This is a genomic window from Streptomyces sp. NPDC054765 (assembly GCF_053612065.1).
In genome coordinates this window covers 57,205-77,753 of sequence record NZ_JBSHBP010000014.1, presented here as the reverse complement: position 1 = coordinate 77,753, position 20,549 = coordinate 57,205, and the positions used below count along the sequence as shown (strand labels likewise).

The window sequence follows — 20,549 nt, the reverse complement described above, 5'->3', positions numbered from 1 at the left end:
CTTCTTTCGCGAACAAGCGTTTTCCCTCTCCGGACCAAGCCCGCCAGGGTGTTTTTTGTGCTGCGCTGTTCCGGATTCCTGGTGAATGCAACGTGGGGGAGTGTGTAGTGGATTCTCGGCTGCTGGGCGAATGGCTTGGCGATCTGGCGCGCAGACACCGTATTCCGGTTCTGCAATGCGCACTGTACGAAGCCGACGAAATCGCCGTGGCGCGGGCCGGAATCAATGATTCCAATACGGCCGAGGAACCGGTGGGCTCCGTTTCCATGCCCTTTGCCTCGGTCACCAAACTGTTCACCGCGACGGCTGCCATGCAACTCGTGACCGACGGCGACCTTGACCTCGATGAACCGGTGAACGCCTACCTCCCCGAATGGCCCGAGGCCGCCGCCGGGGTGACCCTGCGACATCTGCTGAGCCATTCCTCCGGCCTGGTCTGCGACCCGCCGGGAGAGCCCGCTTCGGCCGGGCAGGCCGCGATGGCCGCGGCCTCGGCCGGACTGCTCTTCGCACCCGGCGCCGCCTTCTCGTACTCCAACGCCGGATTCACCGTCGTGGGCCGACTGATCGAGACGGCCACCGGAATGGGCTGGCGCGATGCCGTGACCGACTTCGTGCTCGCGCCGCTGGACATCGCGCCGGCATTCCTCACCAGGCGCCAGGCCCCGGGGCGCGCCGCGGTGCTGCCGGGCCACGCGGCCACGGCGGCCGGGCGGGTGCGGATCGAGACAACGGTGCCACGCGCCGCGGAGCCGGCCGCGGCGCTGGCCGGCCGGGTCGAGGACCTGGCCGCCTTCGGCCGGCTTTTCCTGGACCGGCGGGCCACCGCGCACGCCGCGCTGCTGGCGGACGAGGCCGTGCAGGTCATGCGGCAGGCACCCTTCGACACCGTGCCCTTCGGGCTGGCCGACGGCTGGGGACTGGCCTGGGCGCTGTACGGACAGGGCCCCGGCCGGTGGCTGGGCCTGGACGCCGCCGCCGCGGGCACCACCTGCCAGCTGCGGGTGCACCCCGAGAGCGGCACCGTGCTCGCCCTCCAGGCCAATTCCTCCTCCGGCGCGGCCGCCTGGGACGATCTGGTCGCCCTGCTGCGCGCCCAGGGCCGGGAGATCGGCATGCCCTCCTCGGGCACGGCGGACGGCGGCGCCCGGCCGCTGCCGGACTGCGCCGGCCGGTGGATCAACGGCGAAACCGTCTACCGGATTTCCCGTACCGCTTCCGGCCCCGCCGTGCTGGAGGACGACGACGGAACCGAGTACCACCTGACCGGCCACGGCGTCCGATTCTTCGCCGCCCGGCACACCCGGAATCCGGCAATTGAACACCTGGGCCGGTTTCTGCTCGATCCAGTGTCCGGCCGCGCCGACCTCATGCAATTCGGTGGCCGAGTGATGCAGCGCGCCGCGTAATTCGGGCGACGTGGATCGTGCCCTGGCCGGGAAATTACCGGGCCGGGCGTCCCGCAATTCTTTGGAGAGCGAACGTGACAGCAATGAGTGACGGTCTTCATCGCGATGATGTGCGGGAGCCCGTGGTAACCGTGGACAGCGACACCGAACTGTCCCCCGTGCAACAAAGGCTGTGGTTCCTCAACCGTTTCCAGGAAGCGCGGGCCGGTCAGACCCGCACGGTCTCGGTGCGGTTGTCCGGCGCGCTGGAAATCCCCGCGCTGAGGGCGGCGCTGGCCGCTGTGGTGCGCCGGCACCGGCTGCTGGGCACCGTGCACCGCGAGGCGGAGGGGCGCTGCCGCCCGGAGTTCCGCCCGCCGGAGGAGACCTTCGCCGCGCTGCGCGCCGAGCCGATCCAGCCCGCGCGGCTGAACCGGGCGCTGTCCCAGGCCGCCGGCGAGGGCATGGATCTCACCACCGAATGCCCGCTGCGCATACGGCTGTTGGGCGTCGGGCCGCACGACCACGTACTGATCGTCGTCGTGCACGAGATCGCGGCGGACGAGCGTTCGCTGAGGCTGCTGACCGAGGACATCGCCGGCGCCTACGCGGAGGCGGTCCGCACCGGCGGCATCCCGCGCATCGGCGAGCGCCCGCAGTACGCTGCCGTCGCCGCTGCTGAACGGGCCACGCTCGGCGCACCGCAGGAGCCGGGCACCCTCGCCGCCAAGCAGCTGGCTCACTGGCGTACCGCGTTGGAAGGCGCCCCCGAGCAGCTCCAGCTGCCGTTGGACCGCACCAGGCCCGTGACCACCGACTATCCGAGCGCCGAGTACCGCGTTGCGCTGGATGCCGGACTGCACCGGCAGCTCGGAGAGCTGGCCCGGATGGCCGGCACCGGACTCGACGCGGTCCTGCAGGCCGGGATCGCGGCTCTCCTGCACCGCTTCGGCGCCGGTAGGGACATCCCGCTGGCGATCTCGCTGCCGGGGCGGGAGGACGCCGAGACGGCCCTGACAGTGGGGCCGCTGGCGAATGTGGCTGTCCTGCGCACCGCCCCCGCACCGGGCCGCGGCTTCCGCGAGCTGGTCCGGGACTGCGCCGCGACCGCCGAGGCGGCGCGGGTCCACGGCGCGGTGCCCTTCGAGCAGGTGGTGGACGCCCTGCGACCCGAACGTGCCCTGAACCGACACCCGTTGGCGCAGGTCGCCGTCGATCTCCGTCAAGAGGAGCCCGCCCGGCGGCAGTTCGGCCCGCTCTCCGCCCGGGTCACCCGGCTGCCGGCCCAGCACTCCCGCTTCGACCTGCGCTTCGGCTTCCAGGAGCGGGCCGGCGGCGACGACACCGAGGCGAGCGCGACCACGGACACCGCCACCGACGGTGCCCTGAGACGTTTCCAGGGCATCGATCTGGCCGTCGACTTCGCCACCGAGTTGTTCACCCTCGCGACCGTGCGCCGGCTGACCGACGCACTGCTGCGGCTGCTGGCGGCCGCCGTCGCCGACCCCGACGCCGACCCCGCCGGGTACGACGTGCTCGACCCAGCCGAGCAAAAGCGGCTGCTGACCGGCTGGAACGCCACCGCGCGCCCGGTGCCGGACGCCGGGGTGGGCGAGCTGTTCGAGGACCGGGCACGGCACTGCGCCGACCGTACCGCCCTGATCTGCGGCACCACACGGCTGTCGTACGAGGAACTCAACGCCCGGGCCAACCGGCTGGCCCGGGTGCTGGTGGACGGCGGTGCGGGGCCCGGCGCCCTGGTGGCGCTGGCGCTGCCGCGCGGCCCGGAACTGGTGGTCGCGCTGCTCGCGGTGGCCAAGGCCGGGGCGGCGTATGTCCCGCTGGACCCGGAGTACCCCGCCGACCGTATCGCCTACATCCTCGACCACGCCGCACCGTCCGCGCTGGTCACCGACGGCGCCACCGCACAGCGGCTACCCGGCACATCTGCCCCGCTGCTCGTCCTGGACGACCCCGCGCTGCGGGAGCGGCTGGACGCCCTGCCCGGCACGGACCTGACCACGGACGAACGGCTCGCCACCCCCGTGGGCCGGCACCCCGCGTACGTCATCTACACCTCCGGATCCACCGGGCGCCCCAAGGGCGTGGCCGTCGCCCGACGCGCGCTGACCAACTTCCTGGTGTCCATGGGCGACCTCTTCCCGCTGACCGGCCGCGACACCTGGCTGTCCGTCACCACCATCGCGTTCGACATCGCCGCCCTGGAGCTGTACCTGCCACTGATCAGCGGGGCGGCCGTGGTGCTCGCGGAGCGCGAGACCGTCACCGACCCCGCGGCGCTGGCCGGGCTGCTGACCCGATCGGGCGCCACGATCATGCAGGCCACGCCCAGCCTGTGGCAGACACTGTGCGAAGAGCACCCGGACGTCCTGCGCGGCCTGCGGATGCTGGTGGGTGGCGAGGCCCTGCCCACCGCGCTCGGTGCCCGGATGCGTGCGCTCGGCTCGGAGGTCACCAACCTCTACGGGCCCACCGAGACCACCATCTGGTCCACCGCCGCCCGGCTCGACGAGCGCCCCGGGCCACCCACGATCGGCCGGCCCATCGGCAACACCCGTGTCTATGTGCTCGACGACGCCCTGCGGCCGGTGCCGGTCGGTGTCGCGGGCGCTTTGTACATCGCCGGCGACGGGGTGGCACTGGGCTACCTCCACCAGGAGGAGCTGACCCGCGAGCGCTTCGTCCCGGACCCCTTCGGCGCCGAGGGCGAGCGGATGTACCACACCGGCGACCTGGCGCGCTGGGCCCCCGACGGCAACCTGGACTTCCTGGGCCGCGTCGACTTCCAGGTCAAGGTCCGGGGTTTCCGGATCGAACTCGGCGAGATCGAGGCCGTCCTGGAGCAGCATCCAGACATCGCCAAGGCGGTCGCGGTGGCCCGCGAGTACGGGCCCGGTGACACCCGGCTGGTGGCCTACGTGGTCCCGGCGGCCCGGGAGGGCGACGGGCTTGATGACGGCGGCGGCGCGGTGGACGGCGCCGCGCTGCGCGCCTTCGCCGCCACCAAGCTGCCCGCGTACATGATCCCCGCGACCGTGGTGGCGCTGGGCGAGATCCCGCTGACGCCGAACGGCAAGACCGATCGCGGCGCACTCCCGGCTCCCGGCGCGCAGGAGGCCGTCCGCGGCCGCGGCCCGCGGATCGCCCGCGAGGAGCAGCTGTGCGACCTGTTCTGCGAGGTGCTGGGCGTCAGCGCGGTCGCAGTGGACGACGACTTCTTCGACCTGGGCGGCCATTCTCTGCTGGCCGGCCGACTGGTCGGCCGCATCCGCTCCGTCCTGGGCGTTGAGGTGCCCATCCGGACCCTGTTCGAGTCGCCGACCGTGGCGGGGCTCGCCGGGCGGCTGGGCAGCGTCCCGGCCCGCCAGGCGGGACTTGTGCCGGTCGGCCGGGATGCGGCCCTGCCGCTCTCCTTCGGCCAGCAGCGGCTGTGGTTCCTCTACGACTACGAGTCCCAGGGAAGCGAGTACAACTCTGCGCTCGGCCTGCGACTGACCGGGCCGCTCGACCTACCGGCACTGCGCGCCGCGGTCACGGCCCTGTCGTCCCGCCACGAGTCGCTGCGCACGACGTTCGGCTCGCGGGACGGGCACGGCTTGCAGATCGTCCACGAGCCGGGCGAGGTGCCTCTCCGGCTGATCGACGTCGGTGCCCGCAACGAGGCGCCCGAGGAGCAGACAGCCGGCCGCGACGCCGAGCTGGAACGGGTGCTGCGGGCCGAGCTGAGCGAGCCGTTCGACCTGCGTGCCGGGCCCGTGCTGCGGACCCTGCTGATCCGGCTCGCCGACCAGGACCACGTACTCGTCCTGGACATGCATCACATCGTCACCGACGGCTGGTCGAAGGACGTCATCGCGCGCGAACTCGGCGTGCTCTACGAGGCTGCGCACACCGGCCGGCCCGCGGCGCTGGAGCCGCTGCCCGTGCAGTACCCGGACTTCGCCGTCTGGCAGCGCACCCCGCGCGGCGACGACGGCGCGGCCGATCTGGAGTACTGGAAGCGGCAGCTGGACGGCGTCGTACCGCTGGAGATGCCCACCGACCGGCCCCGCCCCGCCACGCGCAGCACCCGCGGCGCGGCACACCGCTTCGAGGTCAGCCCCGGCCTGGTCGCCGACCTGACCGCGCTGTGCCGGAAGGAGGGGGCCACTCTCTTCGCCACCATCGCCGCCGGCGTACAGCTGCTGCTCTCGCGCTATGCCCGGCAGCGGGACGTGGCACTCGGCACCATCGTCTCCGGCCGGGACCACAGCGAACTGGAGAATGTGCTCGGCTTCTTCGTCAACACCCTGGTGCTGCGCGCCCAGGTACGCCCCGAGCTGACGGTCGCCGAGTTCCTGTCCGATGTCCGCAGGACCGTGCTGGACGCCTTCACCCACCAGAACCTGCCCTACGACCGGCTGATCGAGGAACTGCGGCCGGACCGCGACCCGAGTCGCACCCCGCTGATTCAGGCGGCGCTGCTGCTCAAGCGCGCGCAGGGGCCGGTGCCGGGGCCTGAGGGACTGCGTATCGAGGAATTCGGGCTGCCCCGGCTCAACGCGCTGTTCGACCTCGGCTTCGAGTTCGAGGAGCGCAACGGGACGCTGGCCGGGCTGATCGAGTACAGCACCGCACTGTTCGACAAGGAGACGATCGCCCGCCTCGCCCGCCACCTCGTCGTCCTCCTGGAGGGTATGGCGGCCGATCCGCGACGGACGCTGGGACAGCTGCCGTTGATGGACCGCGAGGAGCGTCGCCAGGTCACCACCGGGTGGAACGACACCGATGCGGCGGGCCGCGCGGACCGCACCACCGTGCACCAGCTGGTGGCCGAGCAGGCCGCCCGCACGCCGGACGCGATAGCCGTCGCCACACCGCAGACCCGGCTGACCTTCGCCGAACTCGACGGCCGGGCGGACCGGTTGGCGCGGCGACTGCTGGAGAACGGGGTGCGGCCGGGCGCGGTGGTCGCGGTACGCACCGGGCGCGGAGCCGAGATGGTGACGGCCCAGCTCGCGGTGCTCAAGGCCGGAGCGGCGTACCTGCCGCTCGACCCCGAGCTGCCGCATGACCGCACGACGTACATGCTCCAGGACGCGTCCGTGCCACTGCTGCTGACGCGGCACGCGCTGGAGGCCGCGCCGGTGCCGGAGGGCACCGCAGCGCTGTACGTCGAGGACGAAGGCCCCGGCCGGGGCGGCGCGGACGCGGCGGCCGAACCGGTGCGGGTGGCGGTCTCCTCGGACGACCTCGCCTATGTCATCTACACCTCCGGCTCCACCGGGCGCGCCAAGGGCGTGCTTATCGAGCACCGTGGCGTGGTCAACCTCTGCGACTGGTACCGGGACTTCTACCGCATCGGCCCCGGCGACCGGGCGTCGCAGATCGTCGGTCCGGGCTTCGACCCGACCGTGCTGGAGGTATGGGCGAACCTGGCGTGCGGCGCGGGGGTGTACTTCGCGCCGGACGTCGCGCTGGACGATCCGCACGAGTTCGCCGCCTGGATGGTGGCGGAGGGCATCACCGTGACGCTGGTGCCGGCCCCGCGGCTGGACTCCGTACTGGACCAGCCCGCGCTGTGGCACGGCGCGCTCCGCTATGTGCTGACCGGCGCGGACGTGGTCCGGCGCCGACTGCCCAGGGAAGCCCCCTTCACCCTGGTCAACCAGTACGGGCCGACCGAGATCACCGTGCTGACCACCGCCGTCCTCCTCCAGCCGGAGGAGGACGCGGCACCCGGGCGGCTGCCCTCGATCGGCGCGCCGATCACCAACACCCGCACCTACGTCCTGGACGAGCACCGCAACCCGGTGCCGGTCGGGGTGCCCGGCGAGCTCTACATCGGCGGCATCGGAGTGGCTCGCGGCTATCTGGAGCGGCCCGAGCTGACCACGGAGCGGTTCGTTCCCGATCACCTGCGACCGGACGCCGGCGGGCGGCTCTACCGCACCGGTGACCTGGTCCGCTGGCTGCCCGAAGGGGAGCTGGAGTTCCTGGGCCGGATCGACAACCAGGTCAAGGTCCGTGGATACCGCGTGGAACTGGGTGAGGTGGAGACCGCGCTGCTGCGCGAGGAGAGCGTGGCGCAGACCGCCGTGCTGGCGCGGCAGCAGCGCAGTGGCCACCACGACCTGGTCGGATACGTGGTGGCGCAGGGCCCGGAGGGGGTGGATCCCGAGGGCGTCCGCACCCGCCTGGCCGAGCAGCTGCCCGACTACATGGTGCCCACGGTGCTCGTCGTTCTGGACGCGTTCCCGATGACCACGACAGGCAAGATCGACCGACGCGCGCTGCCGATGCCGCAGGAGCGGGCGAGCGGCGGGGACGCGGCGACCGCGCCACGCAACCCCACCGAAGAGGCACTGGCCCAGATGTGGGCCGAGGTCCTCGGCGAGGGCCCGGTGGGGGTCGAGGACGATCTGTTCGCCCTCGGCGCCAACTCGGTGCTGACCCTGCAGATCACCTCCCGTATCCGGGAGCGGTTCGGCATCCGGGTCTCCGCGCGGGAGATCTTCGCCGCGCGCACCGTGGCCGCATTGGCGGCGGAAGTCCGACGCAAAGTACTTGACGACTCGCGCCGCGCGCCGGCCGACACAACGACGCGCGGCAGCGCGCGGGGGAGTGAACGATGAGTGACCAGGTGAAGGGCGACACGCCGGAGAGCGCACAGGGCCCAAGCGCGGAGGCGCTGCTGGAACAGCGTTTGGCCGGACGCACGGGATCGGGCGCGCAGGCAGACCGGGGCGCGCTGCGCCCGCTGGGCGACCTGCCCGACGCGCCGCTGTCCTTCGGCCAGGAACGGCTCTGGTTCCTGCACGAGTTCCAGCCCGGCAGCGTGGAATACACCTCGTCCGTCGGGCTGCGGCTGACCGGCGACCTGCGCGTCGACGCCCTGCGGACCGCCCTGGGCGGGCTGATCGCCCGGCACGAGCCGCTGCGCACCACCTTCGCCACCGTCGACGGCCGGGCACACCAGGTCGTACGCCCCGCCGCCGACCCGGAAATCCGCCGGGTGGACCTCACCCAGGTGCCCGCGGGCGACCGTGAGGCGGAGCTGGACCGGCTGCTGCGCGCCGAGCTCGGTACGGCATTCGATCTCGCCACGGGCCCCGTCCTGCGCGTGGTGCTCGCCAAGCTCGGGTCCGCCGGGCACGGCGGCGAGGAGCATGTGCTGTTCCTGAACATGCACCACATCGCCGCCGATGGCTGGTCCAAGGGCATCTTGATGACGGAGCTGGGCGAGTTGTACGCCGCCGCCCTGGAGGAGCGCGCCCCGCGCCTCGGTCCGCTTCCGGTGACCTATCGCGACTACGCGGTCTGGCAGCGCGAACACTGCACCCAAGCCGACCTGGATGCACAACTCGATTACTGGAAAGCCGAGTTGGCGGACATCGCGCCACTGGAGCTGCCCACCGACCGGCCCCGTCCTGCGGTCCGGACGACGGTGGGCGCACTGCACACCTTCCAGGTGCCCGGGGATGTCGCCCAGGGCCTGGACGCGCTCGCCGCCGGGCATGGTGGGACGCTGTTCTCGGTGCTGACCGCCGCCACCCAGGTCTTGCTGTCCCGCCACTGCGGACAGCGCGATGTCGCCTTGGGCACCGTCTCGGTGGGCCGCGACCGCACCGAACTGGAGCCGCTGGTCGGCTTCTTCGTCAACACGCTGGTGCTACGCGCGCAGATCGACCCGGAGATGCCCTTCGATGAGCTGGTCGAGCGGACCACCGACCGGATCTGGGACGCGCTGAGCAACCAGGACATCCCCTTCCACCGGCTGGTGGACGCCTTGCAGACCGAGCGGGACCCCAGCCGTACACCGCTGGTGCAGGCGGCACTCGTGCTGCAGAACGCTCCGGGCGGTGCGCCCGGCCTCAAGGGTCTGCAGGTCACCGACTTCCGGCCGCCGTCCGTCTCGTCGATCTTCGATATGACACTGGAGTTCGAGCCGGTCGCCGAGGGCGGTCTCGCCGGATCGGTGGAGTACAACACCGACCTGTTCGACGCATCGACCATCGACGCCCTCTGCACCCGGCTCCAGGTGCTGCTGGCCGGGATCGTCGCGGACAGCGGCCGCCCCGTCGGCGACCTGCCGCTGCTCACCGACGACGAGCGCACCGCACTGACCACAGGCTGGACCGAGAACCGCGCGGACTTCCCTGCCGACACCCCCGTACACACCCTGATCACCGCACAGGCGGCCGCCACCCCCGACAACGTTGCGGTCGTCGGGGCTGGCGCCACCCTCGACTACCGGGAGCTGGACGAGCGCTCCAGCAGGCTGGCGCACCTGCTCCTCGACCGCGGAGCCGCGCCCGGCGATCACATCGCGATCTGCCTGCCGCGCGGCCCGGAGCTGGTCGTGGCCACTCTGGCCGTCCTCAAGGCGGGTTGCGCCTATGTGCCGATCGACCCGGACTACCCGGCCGACCGCATCGCGTTCGTGCTCGGTGACACCGCCGCACCCCTATGCCTGACCGAGCGGCGGCTGTTCGGCAGACTCCCCGACGCCGGCACCCGGCGCATCTGCCTCGACGAGGAGACCGCGGCCATCGCCGCGTTCCCAGCACACACCCCGCAGGTGACGGTCGGTGCGCAGGACGCCGCGTACGTCATCTACACCTCGGGCTCCACGGGACGGCCCAAGGGTGTGGTGGTGGAGCACCGGTCGATCGTGCGGCTGATCAGCGACGCCGACTACGCGCCGCTGGAGGCCGACGACGTGGTGGCGCAGGCCGCCGACGCCACCTTCGACGCGGCGACGTTCGAGAGCTGGGCGCCGCTGGTGGCCGGGGCGCGCATAGCCGTGGTAGCCAAGGAGGTGCTGCTCGACCCGCATGCCTTCGCCCGCGCCCTGGAGCGGCTCGGCGTCACCACGATGTTCCTGACCACCGCGGTGTTCAATCAGGTGGTCGATGTGGAGCCGGGCGCTTTCCGGGGACTGCGCCACCTGCTGGTGGGTGGCGAGGCACTGAGCCCGCGCCGGGTCGCCCAGCTCCTGGCGGGTGAGCCGCCGCGGCGGTTCGCCAACATCTACGGTCCGACCGAGACCACCACCTTCGCCACCTTCCACGAGATCCATCACGCGGACGGTGTGCGGCCGGTGCCCATCGGGCGCCCGATCCGCAACACCACCGTCCATGTGCTGGACGAGCGGCGGCAGCCGGTACCGGTCGGCTCTCCCGGTGAGCTCTACATCGGCGGACCGGGCGTCGCCCGCGGCTACCTGGGTCTGCCCGAACTGACCGAGGAGCGGTTCCTCCCGGCGCCGTTCTCCTCGGTGCCGGGCGAGCGGGTCTACCGCACCGGCGACCGGGTCCGGTGGCTGCCGGACGGCACTTTGGACTTCCTGGGCCGGGTGGACAACCAGGTCAAGGTGCGTGGCTACCGCATCGAGCCGGGCGAGGTCGAGGCGGTGCTCGAAGCGCACCCGGCCGTCGCAGCGGCCCTGGTCATCGCCCGTACCGACGGTGAGCGCAAGCGGCTGGTGGGCTACGTCCGCCCGGAGGCCGGATCACAGATCGGCACGGCGGAGCTGCGGGAGTTCACGGAAAGCCGGCTGCCCGGCTACACCGTCCCCTCCGCGTTCGTCACCCTGGAGCAGTTCCCCCTCACCCCCAACGGCAAGGTGGACCAGCGAGCACTGCCCGCGCCGGAGGAGCGGACCGAGGAGCGGACCGCCTTCCAGGCGCCGGCCGGTGAGGCCGAGGAGGCCTTGGCGGAGGTGTGGTCGCAGGTCCTGGGCGTGGACCGGGTCGGCGCCCAGGACAACTTCTTCGAGCTCGGCGGAGACTCGATCCTCAGCATCCAGGTGGTCGCCAAGGCCCGGCAGGCCGGACTGGCGATCAGCTCCAAGGACATCTTCTCCCGTCAGACACTGGCCGACCTGGCGCGCGCCACCGCGCCCGCGCCGGCGCCTGCCGTGGAGGAGGACGCGCAGGACGGTGCGCCGGCGCCCCTGACACCCGTACAGCGGTGGTTCTTCGAACACCACACCGCTCGACCCGCGCACTTCAACCAGTCGGTGCTGCTCACCCTTGACGCGCAGGTGGACGAACGGGCACTGTCCGATGCGCTGCGGGCCGTCGTCCGGCACCACGGTGCACTGCGTACCCGGTTCACAGCCGTGGACGGCGAGTTGGTGCAGCAGGGACCCGACCGGGACACGCCGGACCCCGGCATCGAGCGGATCGCCCTCGGCGACCTCGCCCCGGATGAGCGCGACGCGGCCATGCGCAAGCTGTCCGAGGCCGCTCAGGCCGATCTCGACCCGTTCCAGGGGCGTCTGCTGCGCTGCCTGCTGTTCGACCGCGGCGCGCAGGACCGTCCGCGGCTCCTGCTGACGGTGCACCACCTCGCGGTCGACGGCGTCTCCTGGCGGATCCTGCTGGAAGACCTGGAGAGCGCCTACCGGCAGGTGGTACGCGGCGGGAAGACCGACCTCGGTGCCGCCTCCACGCCGTACCTCAGCTGGGCACGGCGACTGGCCGACTTCACCGAACAGGGAGGATTCCAGGGCGAGTTGAAGCACTGGACGGACGCGGCCGCCGCGAAGGTGACGGCGTTCCCCACCGACCGCAACGGACGCAACACCTTCGAGGTCACCCACGAGGTCCCCGCGGGTCTGGACGAACAGCGCACCCGCCAGCTCCTCCAAGAGGTGCCCAAGGCCTACCGCACCCAGGTCAACGACATCCTGCTCACCGCGCTCGGCCGGTCCCTGGCCCGCCACACCGGGCAGGAGCGCACCCTCATCTCGCTGGAGGGCCACGGCCGCGAGGAGATCCTGGACGGCACGGACATCTCCCGTACCGTCGGCTGGTTCACCTCGATCTTCCCGGTCCTGCTGGACTCCCCGGCGGACCGGTCATGGCGCGATCTGATCCTGAGCACCAAGGAAAGCCTGCGGGCGGTGCCTCACCGCGGCATCGGCTACGGTGCGCTGCGCTACCTCGCCACCGACGAACCGCAACGCCGCGCCCTGGCCGACGGCCCACGTCCCGAGGTGAGCTTCAACTACCTCGGCCAGTGGAGCGACGGCACCGCCGGCAGCGAGCTCTACCGTGGACAGCAATTCGACTACGGGCAGGAACACAGTCCGCGGGAAGAGCGCCCGCACCTCCTCGACTTCGTCGGCGAAGTCCGCGACGGCAGACTGGCGTTCACCGTGCACTACTCGTCCGAGCTGTACGACCGGGACACCGTCCAGGCGCTGGCCGACGACTTCATCGCGGCGCTGGAAGAGCTCATCGAGCACTGTCTGCGCCCCGGCACAGGCGGCGCGGTGCCCGGCGACTTCCCCCTCGTGCCACTCGACCAGCGCACCGTGGACACCCTGGTGCCGCCGGGCTCGGCGGTCGAGGACATCTACCCGCTGACGCCGATGCAGTCCGGCATGCTCTACCACGCGCTCAACCAGCCCGACGGAGGCGCCTACTTCGACCACGTCAGCTTCCTGCTGGAGGGCGTCGAGGACATCCAGGCGCTGGGCGCGGCCTGGCAGCACGTCGTGGACCACACCCCGGCGCTGCGCACCCACCTGAGATGGGAGGGCGTCCCGCGACCCGTGCAGATCGTCGCCCGCGAAGCCCGTCTGAAGGTCCGCTACCTGGACTGGACGGACACCGACGCGTCAGGCCGCCGGATCAGGCTGCGCGAACTGGTCGACGCCGAGCAGAATGCCGGAATCGACCTGACCCAGGCCCCGCTGATGCGCCTGGTGCTGATCCGTGAGCGGGCAGCGGCGGTCCGCGTCGTATGGAGCTTCCACCACGTCATCCTCGACGGCTGGAGCTCCTCCCACCTGTTCGCCGATGTGTTCGCGCAGTACCGCACACTCGTCGACAGCGGCACACGGCCCGCCGAACGCAGGCGCCAGCGCCCGCCCTTCAGGGACTACGTGGCCTGGCTCGGCAAGCAGGACCGCGCGGCGGCCGAAGCGCACTGGCGGACAGCGCTGGCCGGAATGTACGCGCCGACACCGCTCCCGTACGGACAGAGCCTGCCCCCGGGCCGCCAGTCGCAATCCGCCGCGCAGGTCAGGGCCGAGCTGACCGGAGCCGAGACCGAGGCGCTGACCGTGACGGTCCGCCGGCACCGGCTGACCCTGAACACCGCGGTGCAAGGCGCCTGGGCGATGCTGCTGGCCCGCCACTCCGGTACCCGCGACGTCTGCTTCGGCTCCACCGTCGCCGGCCGCCCCACCGACCTCCCGGGCGCCGACGCCATCGTCGGAAACTTCCTCAACACGCTGCCGGTACGCACCCAGGTACCGGACACCGACGGGCTCATCGGCTGGCTGAGGGACCTCCAGGAGGCCCAGGCCGAGGCGCGCGACTTCGAGTACGCCGCGCTCGGCGACATCCAGAGCTGGAGCGAACTGCCACGTGCCACCGGCCTGTTCAACACCGTCGTGGTCTTCGAGAACTACCCCGGCAACGACGAGGCGGCACAGCGCAACGGCCTGTGGCTGCGGGAGCTCGCAGCGGTGGACACCACCAGCTTCCCGCTGGACCTCACCGCATTCACCGACGACGGAGAACTCGTCCTCCAACTGTCCTACGACCCGCAACTCTACGACCACACCCAGGCCGAGAGCCTGGCCGAACAGCTCGTGGTGCTCCTCAACGGCATCGCCGCCACCCCCGAGCAGCGGGTAGGGGAGGTACCGATGCTGTCGTTGCGCGAGCGCGACCGCGTCGTCTACGAGTGGAACCGCGACACCGTGCCGTTCGAGGAGCTGTGTCTGCACGAGATCTTCGCGCAGGAGGCCCGGCTGACCCCGGACGCCGACGCGGTCATCTTCGAGAACCAGGTGCTCAGTTACGCCGAACTGGACGCCCGCGCCAACCAGCTGGCCCACCACCTGCTGGACCAGGGAGTCGGCCCCGACGCCGTCATCGCGATCTGCCTGGAGCGCGGACCAGACATGGTCACCGCGGCCCTCGCCGTCCTCAAGGCCGGTGGAGCCTATCTGCCGCTGGACCCCGGCCACCCGGCCGAGCGGCACAAGCAGGTGCTCGACGACAGCGACGCCGCCATGCTGCTCACCCAGCAGACAGTGGCCGGCCGGCTGCCGCTGTGCGATGCGACCGTGCTGCGCCTGGACGCCGAGTGGGCGGACATCGAGCAGTGGCCCCCGCAGGCGCCCACCGTCGAGGTCACTCCCGACAGCCTGGCGTACGTCATCTACACCTCCGGATCAACCGGGCGCCCCAAAGGCGTGATGGTCGAGCACCGCAGCGTGAGCCAGGCGGTGGCCGCCTGGGGCCGGGTCTACGGCGTCGAGGGCCGCCCGGCGCGCCAGCTCAACCTCGCCAGCATGGCCTTCGATGTGTTCGTCTCCGACCTCGGGCACGCCCTGTGTTTCGGCGGCGCCCTGGTGATCTCCCCGGCGTCGGTCACCACCGATCCGCCGCGGCTGTTCGACCTGATGGAACGCGCCCGGGTCACCCACCTCGAAACCGTGCCGTCGCTGGCCAACGCGCTGCTGGACGAAGCCGACCGCACCGACCGCACCTTCCCGCCGCTGCGCTACCTCGCCATCGGCTCGGACAACTGGCGAACGGAGGACTGCCGCAGGCTGCTGAACCGGGTCTCCCCGGACACCATCGTGCTCAACAGCTACGGCGTCACCGAGGCAACCGTCGAGTCCTCGGTCTTCCCGGTCCGGGCGGACTCGCTGCCCGGCACGGCCAGTGTGCCCATCGGGCGGCCCATCCCCGGCACCCGGATGTACATCCTGGACGCCGGCCTGCGGCCGGTGCCGGTCGGTGTCGTCGGCGAGCTCTTCCTCGGCGGCCCCGGGGTGGCCAGGGGCTATCTGAACCGGCCCGATCTGACCGAAGAGCGGTTCCTGCAGGACCCGTTCATGCTGGAGACGGACGCCGCGCGGCTCTACCGCACCGGCGACCGGGCCCGGTTCCTGCCCAGCGGCGACATCGAGTTCCTAGGCCGGTCCGACGACCAGGTGAAGATCCGCGGCTTCCGGGTCGAACTCGCCGAGATCGAGACCGCCATGCGGCGGCACCCCGGCATCGCCGACGCCGCTGCCACAGTGCGCCCAGAGGCCGACGGCAGCGGGCTGACCGGCTACCTCGTCCCCGTCGAAGGCGCCGCCCTCGACCTCGTCGAACTCCGCGGCTACCTGGGCGGTCTGCTGCCCCGGCACATGGTGCCGCAGGCGTTCGTCGAGCTGGAGCGGCTGCCGCTGAACTCCAACGGCAAGGTCGACCGCCGCGCCCTGCCGTCCGCACCCGCCCCCGCCGAACAGGCGGAGACGGCGCGCACCGCACCCCGCACGCCCGCCGAAGAGTCCCTGGCGGCGGTCTGGGCCCAGGTGTTCCGGATTCCGTCGGTGGGCGTCGAGGACAACTTCTTCGACCTGGGCGGCGATTCGATCCTCAGCATCCAAGTGGTTGCACGAGCCCGGGAGTTGGGCCTTCGCCTCTCGTCCCAGGACATCTTCAGTCATCAGACCGTCGCCGAACTCGCCTCGGTGGTGTCGGCACGCAACCCGGAGGAGCAGGCAGACGTGAGTATGGAGCCGGTCGTCGGAAGGGTGCCGCTGACCCCGATCCAGCGCACCTTCTTCCGCCACCACACCATCGCCCCCCACCACTACACGATGTCCGTCCTGGCCGACCTCGCGCATCCCCCGGCGCCCGAAGCGCTGCAGTCCGCCCTCGACGCCCTGCTGGACCACCACGACGTGCTGCGCACCCGCTTCACCTCGGCGTACGGCCGGTGGCAGCAGGAGATCGCCGCCCCGGGAGATCGGTGGCCGCTGGAGCGCATCGAGCTGGACGGCGACGACGGGCAGGCCGTCGAGAAAGCGGCGGCCACCGCGCAGTCCGGACTCGATCTGAGCGCGGGCCCGCTGGTGCGAGCCCTGCTCTTCGACCACGGCGAGGGGGCACCGCAACTCTTCCTGACCGCACACCACTTGATCGTGGACGCGGTGTCCTGGCAGGTGCTCCTCGCCGACCTGGAGCGTGGCTACCGGCAGGCAGCTGAGGGACGTCCGGTGGACCTCGGTGCGAAGAGCAGCTCGTTCCTCGAGTGGTCGCGGCGGCTGTCCGAGCACACCGTGTCCGGCGCCTTCGACGAGGAGCTGGACTACTGGGCAGGCGTCGCCGGGCGGGCCGAGCCGGGGCTGCCGGCCGACGCCGCAGGCACCCCGACCGTCGCATCGGCCGCGAGCGTACGGGTGAGCCTCGATGCGGCGGACACCGAAGCGCTGCTGCGCGAGGTCCCCGTGGTCTACCGCACCCAGGTCAACGACGTGCTGCTGTCCGCGGTCGGGCGGGTGCTCGCCGACTGGACCGGCCGTTCCGCGGTCCTCATCGACCTCGAGGGCCACGGCCGCGAGGAGATCTTCGAGGACCTGGAGATCGGCGCCACCACTGGCTGGTTCACCAGCAGCTTCCCGGTGGCCCTGGACGCCCCGGCCGGCGAGGACTGGGGCGCGCTGCTGCGGTCCGTCAAGGAGCAGCTGCGGGCCGTTCCGCGGCGCGGCATCGGCTACGGCGCACTGCGGCACCTCAGCCCGGTCGGTGCACCCGCTGAGGTGCTCGCGGAGGCCCCGCGGGCCCAGGTCAGCTTCAACTACCTCGGCCGGATGACTTCCTCGGACGACGGCAGCGGTCTGGTCCGCGATTCCCGCCTGGGCTTCGGCACCGAACTCTCGCCCGCCGAAAAGCTGGAATACCTGCTGGACATCGTGGCCTGGGTGCGCAACGGCCGGCTGGAGTTCGAGCTGTTCCACTCCACCGAGGTGCACCACGCCGAGACCGTCGAGCGTCTGGGCGAAGAGCTCGTCACGGCACTGCGCGCCCTGGCGGCGCACTGCAAGGACCCGGGCGGGTCGGCGGCCGGCGCCACACCCTCCGACTTCCCGCTGGCGACGGTTGACCAGCGGCTGCTGGACACGCTCGCCGCCGACGGGGGACGCATCGCCGACCTCTACCCGGTCACCCCGATGCAGCACGGCCTGCTCTTCCACAGCCTCACCGAGGAGGGCGAGGGCGTCTACCTCGGCCAGCTCTCCTTCGTACTGGAAGGCGGCGTGGACACCGACGCGTTCGCGGCGGCCTGGCAGCGGCTCGCCGACCGCACCCCGATGCTGCGCACCGCGGTGGTCTGGGAGGACACTGCCGAACCGCTCCAAGTCGTCCGCGAGCAGGTGCGGGTCCCGGTGGAGCGGCTGGACCACAGCGCGCTGACCGAGCAGGAGGCCGGCCGGCGGCTCGATGCCTTCCTGGCCGAGGACCGCACCCGCGGTATCGATCTGACGATCGCGCCGCTGATGCGGCTGACCCTGATCGAGGAGCCCGGCGGCGGGCTGCGCGTGGTGTGGACCTCGCACCACCTGCTGCTGGACGGCTGGAGCGCGGCCGAGCTGATCGCCGAAGTACTCGACCACTACCTGTTGCTGACCGGGCACGAGCGCCCGGAGCCGGCCGCCCGGCGGCCCTTCCGCGACTATGTGCAGTGGCTGGGCCGGCAGGACCTGGGTGACGCCGAGCAGTACTGGAAGCAGCTGCTCGACGGTTTCACCATGCCCACCCCCCTGCCTGTCGATCACAGCGCACAGGACGCCACCCGGGCAGGGACGGAAGCCAGCTCGCGCTTCCAACTCGCCCCCGACGTGACCAAGCAACTGGAGGCACTGGCCCGCCGCCACCGGCTCACCGCCAACACCCTCGCACAGGGCGCCTGGGCACTGCTGCTGTCCCGCTACGCGGGCGAGCGGGAGGTCTGCTTCGGCTCCGCCGTCTCCGGCCGCCCTGCCGACCTGCCCGGCGTGGAGTCGATGATCGGGCTGTTCATCAACAACCTGCCGGTGCGTGCCACCATCCGCGACGACCAGCCCCTCCTGGAGTGGCTCGCCGATCTCCAGCGGAGCCAGGTCGCCTCCCGCCAGCACGAGTACGTCTCGCTCGCGCAGATCCGCGGCTGGGCCGAACTGCCCGCGGGAGTTGACCTGTTCGACAGCTACGTGGTCTTCGAGAACTACCCCTACGACGGCGACATGGGCGCCGAACAGGGCGTACGGATCCGCGATGTGCGCTCCCTGGAGCCCACCAGCTACGGCATGGTGCTCGCGGTGTTCGCCGGCGAGCAGCTGTCCTTCCGGCTCGCGTACGACCCCGCCCTCTTCGAGGCGCGGACCGCCGAGCGGGTCACCGCCGACCTGCGTGCCCTTCTGGAGGACATCGCCCGGGACCCGGACCGCACGCTGCGGGAGTTCCCCGCGCTGAGCGAGGAACACCGCACCGAGTTGCTGACCCGGCACAACGCCACCGACACCGAGCTGCTGTCCGAGCTGCCGGTGGCCGAGCAGTTCGCCCGGCAGGCGGCGCGCACCCCTGAGGCGACCGCCCTGGTCCACGACGCCGACCGGCTGACCTTCGCCGAACTGGACGGGCGGGCCAACCAGCTGGCCCGGCACCTCGTCGACAACGAGGTCGGCCCCGAGGTGACCGTGGGCGTCTGCTTCGAGCGCGGCAGCGATCTGATCGTCTCGCTGCTCGCAGTCCTCAAGGCGGGCGGCATCTACGCCCCGCTGGACCCCGAGGCGCCCGCGGAGCGACTGGCGTACCTGCTCGCGGACACCCGGCCACGGGTGCTGCTCACCCAGGAGCGGATCGCCGCGGCGCTGCCCGCCGCCCCCGGCACGACCGTGGTGAAGCTGGACGCCGACCGGGCGGCCATCGAGGCGCGGCCGGACACTGCCCCCGAGCTGTCCGTCGGCTCCGAGAACGCCGCGTACATCATCCACACCTCCGGATCCACCGGGCGCCCCAAGGGCGTGGTGGTCGAACACCGCGGTCTGGCCAATCTGCTCGACAGCCACCGGCGCACCGTCTTCGGCCCGCTCCAGGAGGCCAACGGCGGACAGCCGCTGCGCGTCGCCCACCTGGCGCCCGCCTCGTTCGACGCCTCCTGGAACCCCGTGCTGTGGCTGGTGGCGGGACATGAACTGCACCTCGTCCCGGACTCCGTCCGCAGGGATGCGCACGCCCTGTCCGCGTACCAGGCAGCGGAGCGCATCGACTTCCTCCAGACCACCCCGTCCTACTTCCAGCAGCTGCTGGACACCGGGTTGCTGGCGGACGGGCGGCATCCCCTCGGGGGAGTGGCCCTGGGTGGCGAGGCGATCGGCGACGGCTTGTGGGAGTTGCTGCGAGCCAGGAAGGAACTGGTCAGCTTCAACTTCTACGGCCCCACCGAGGCCACCGTGGACGCGCTGATCACCCCAATCTCCGACAGCGCCCGCCCGCTGCTCGGCCACCCCGTGCAGAACGTCCGCGCCTACGTCCTGGACGAGGCGGGCAACCTGGCCCCCACCGGCGCGCCCGGCGAGCTCCACCTCGCCGGCGACGGCCTGGCCCGCGGCTATCTCAACCAGCCCGAGCTGTCCGAACGGGCCTTCCTGCCCGCGCCGTTCGACCCCAAAGAGCGCGTCTACCGGACGGGCGACCGGGTGCGGCGGCTGGCCGACGGCCGCCTGGAGTTCCTCGGCCGGCTCGACGACCAGATCAAGCTGCGCGGCTACCGCATCGAACTGGGGGAGATCTCCAGCGTCCTCGACGGCCACCCGGCCGTGGCCCAGTCGGTGGCCGTCGTCCGCGGCGAGGACGAGCTGCGCCGACTGGTCGCCTACTTCAGGCCCACCGGCACCGAGGGGGCGGTGCCGGACGGGGCGGAGCTGGCCCGCTACCTCGCCGAGCGACTGCCGTCCTACCTGATCCCGGCCGCCTTCGTCGCGCTCGACGCCTTCCCGCTGACCCGGCACGGAAAGGTGGACCGCAACGCGCTGCCCGACCCCGAGACCGTCCGCCCGGACGACGCGGCCTGGGTGGCACCGCGCAACGAAACCGAGCGGCTGGTTGCACAGATCTGGGCCGAGACGCTGGACGTCGACAACGTCGGCGCCCACGACAGCTTCTTCGCCCTCGGCGGACAGTCCCTGACCAGTGTCAAGGCCATCACCCGGATCAAGAAGACCTTCGGCGTCCGGCTGGCGTTCCGCAGCCTCCTGGACACCCCCACCGTCTCGGGCGTGGCCCAGCTGATCGAGGACGCCCTGCTGGAACAGCTGGAGCGGGCCGCGGCCAAATCATCGGGCGACGCCGTACCTGCGGCGGAATAGCACGC

At 71.8% G+C, this 20,549-nt stretch carries 3 protein-coding genes; all 3 read left to right on the top strand.

The genetic code is table 11. The annotated features are described in order from the left end of the window. The first annotated feature begins 92 nt into the window (after nucleotides 1-92). The 3 genes from ACWGJY_RS12030 to ACWGJY_RS12020 all read left to right on the top strand — a co-directional run bounded on the left by ACWGJY_RS12030 (nucleotide 93) and on the right by ACWGJY_RS12020 (nucleotide 20,544). On the top strand, nucleotides 93-1,409 hold the full coding sequence (locus ACWGJY_RS12030; protein WP_453260663.1) for a serine hydrolase domain-containing protein: 1,317 nt from the start codon (nucleotides 93-95) through the stop codon (nucleotides 1,407-1,409). 83 nt (nucleotides 1,410-1,492) lie between these two features. Next, nucleotides 1,493-8,023: an amino acid adenylation domain-containing protein gene (locus tag ACWGJY_RS12025; RefSeq protein WP_453260662.1), complete on the top strand. Its 6,531-nt coding sequence runs from the start codon at nucleotides 1,493-1,495 to the stop codon at nucleotides 8,021-8,023. Continuing rightward, nucleotides 8,020-20,544, top strand: coding sequence for an amino acid adenylation domain-containing protein (locus ACWGJY_RS12020; RefSeq protein ID WP_453260661.1), 12,525 nt, complete (start codon nucleotides 8,020-8,022; stop codon nucleotides 20,542-20,544). The genes ACWGJY_RS12025 and ACWGJY_RS12020 overlap by 4 nt, the downstream gene beginning before the upstream one ends. Nucleotides 20,545-20,549: the final 5 nt, after the last annotated feature.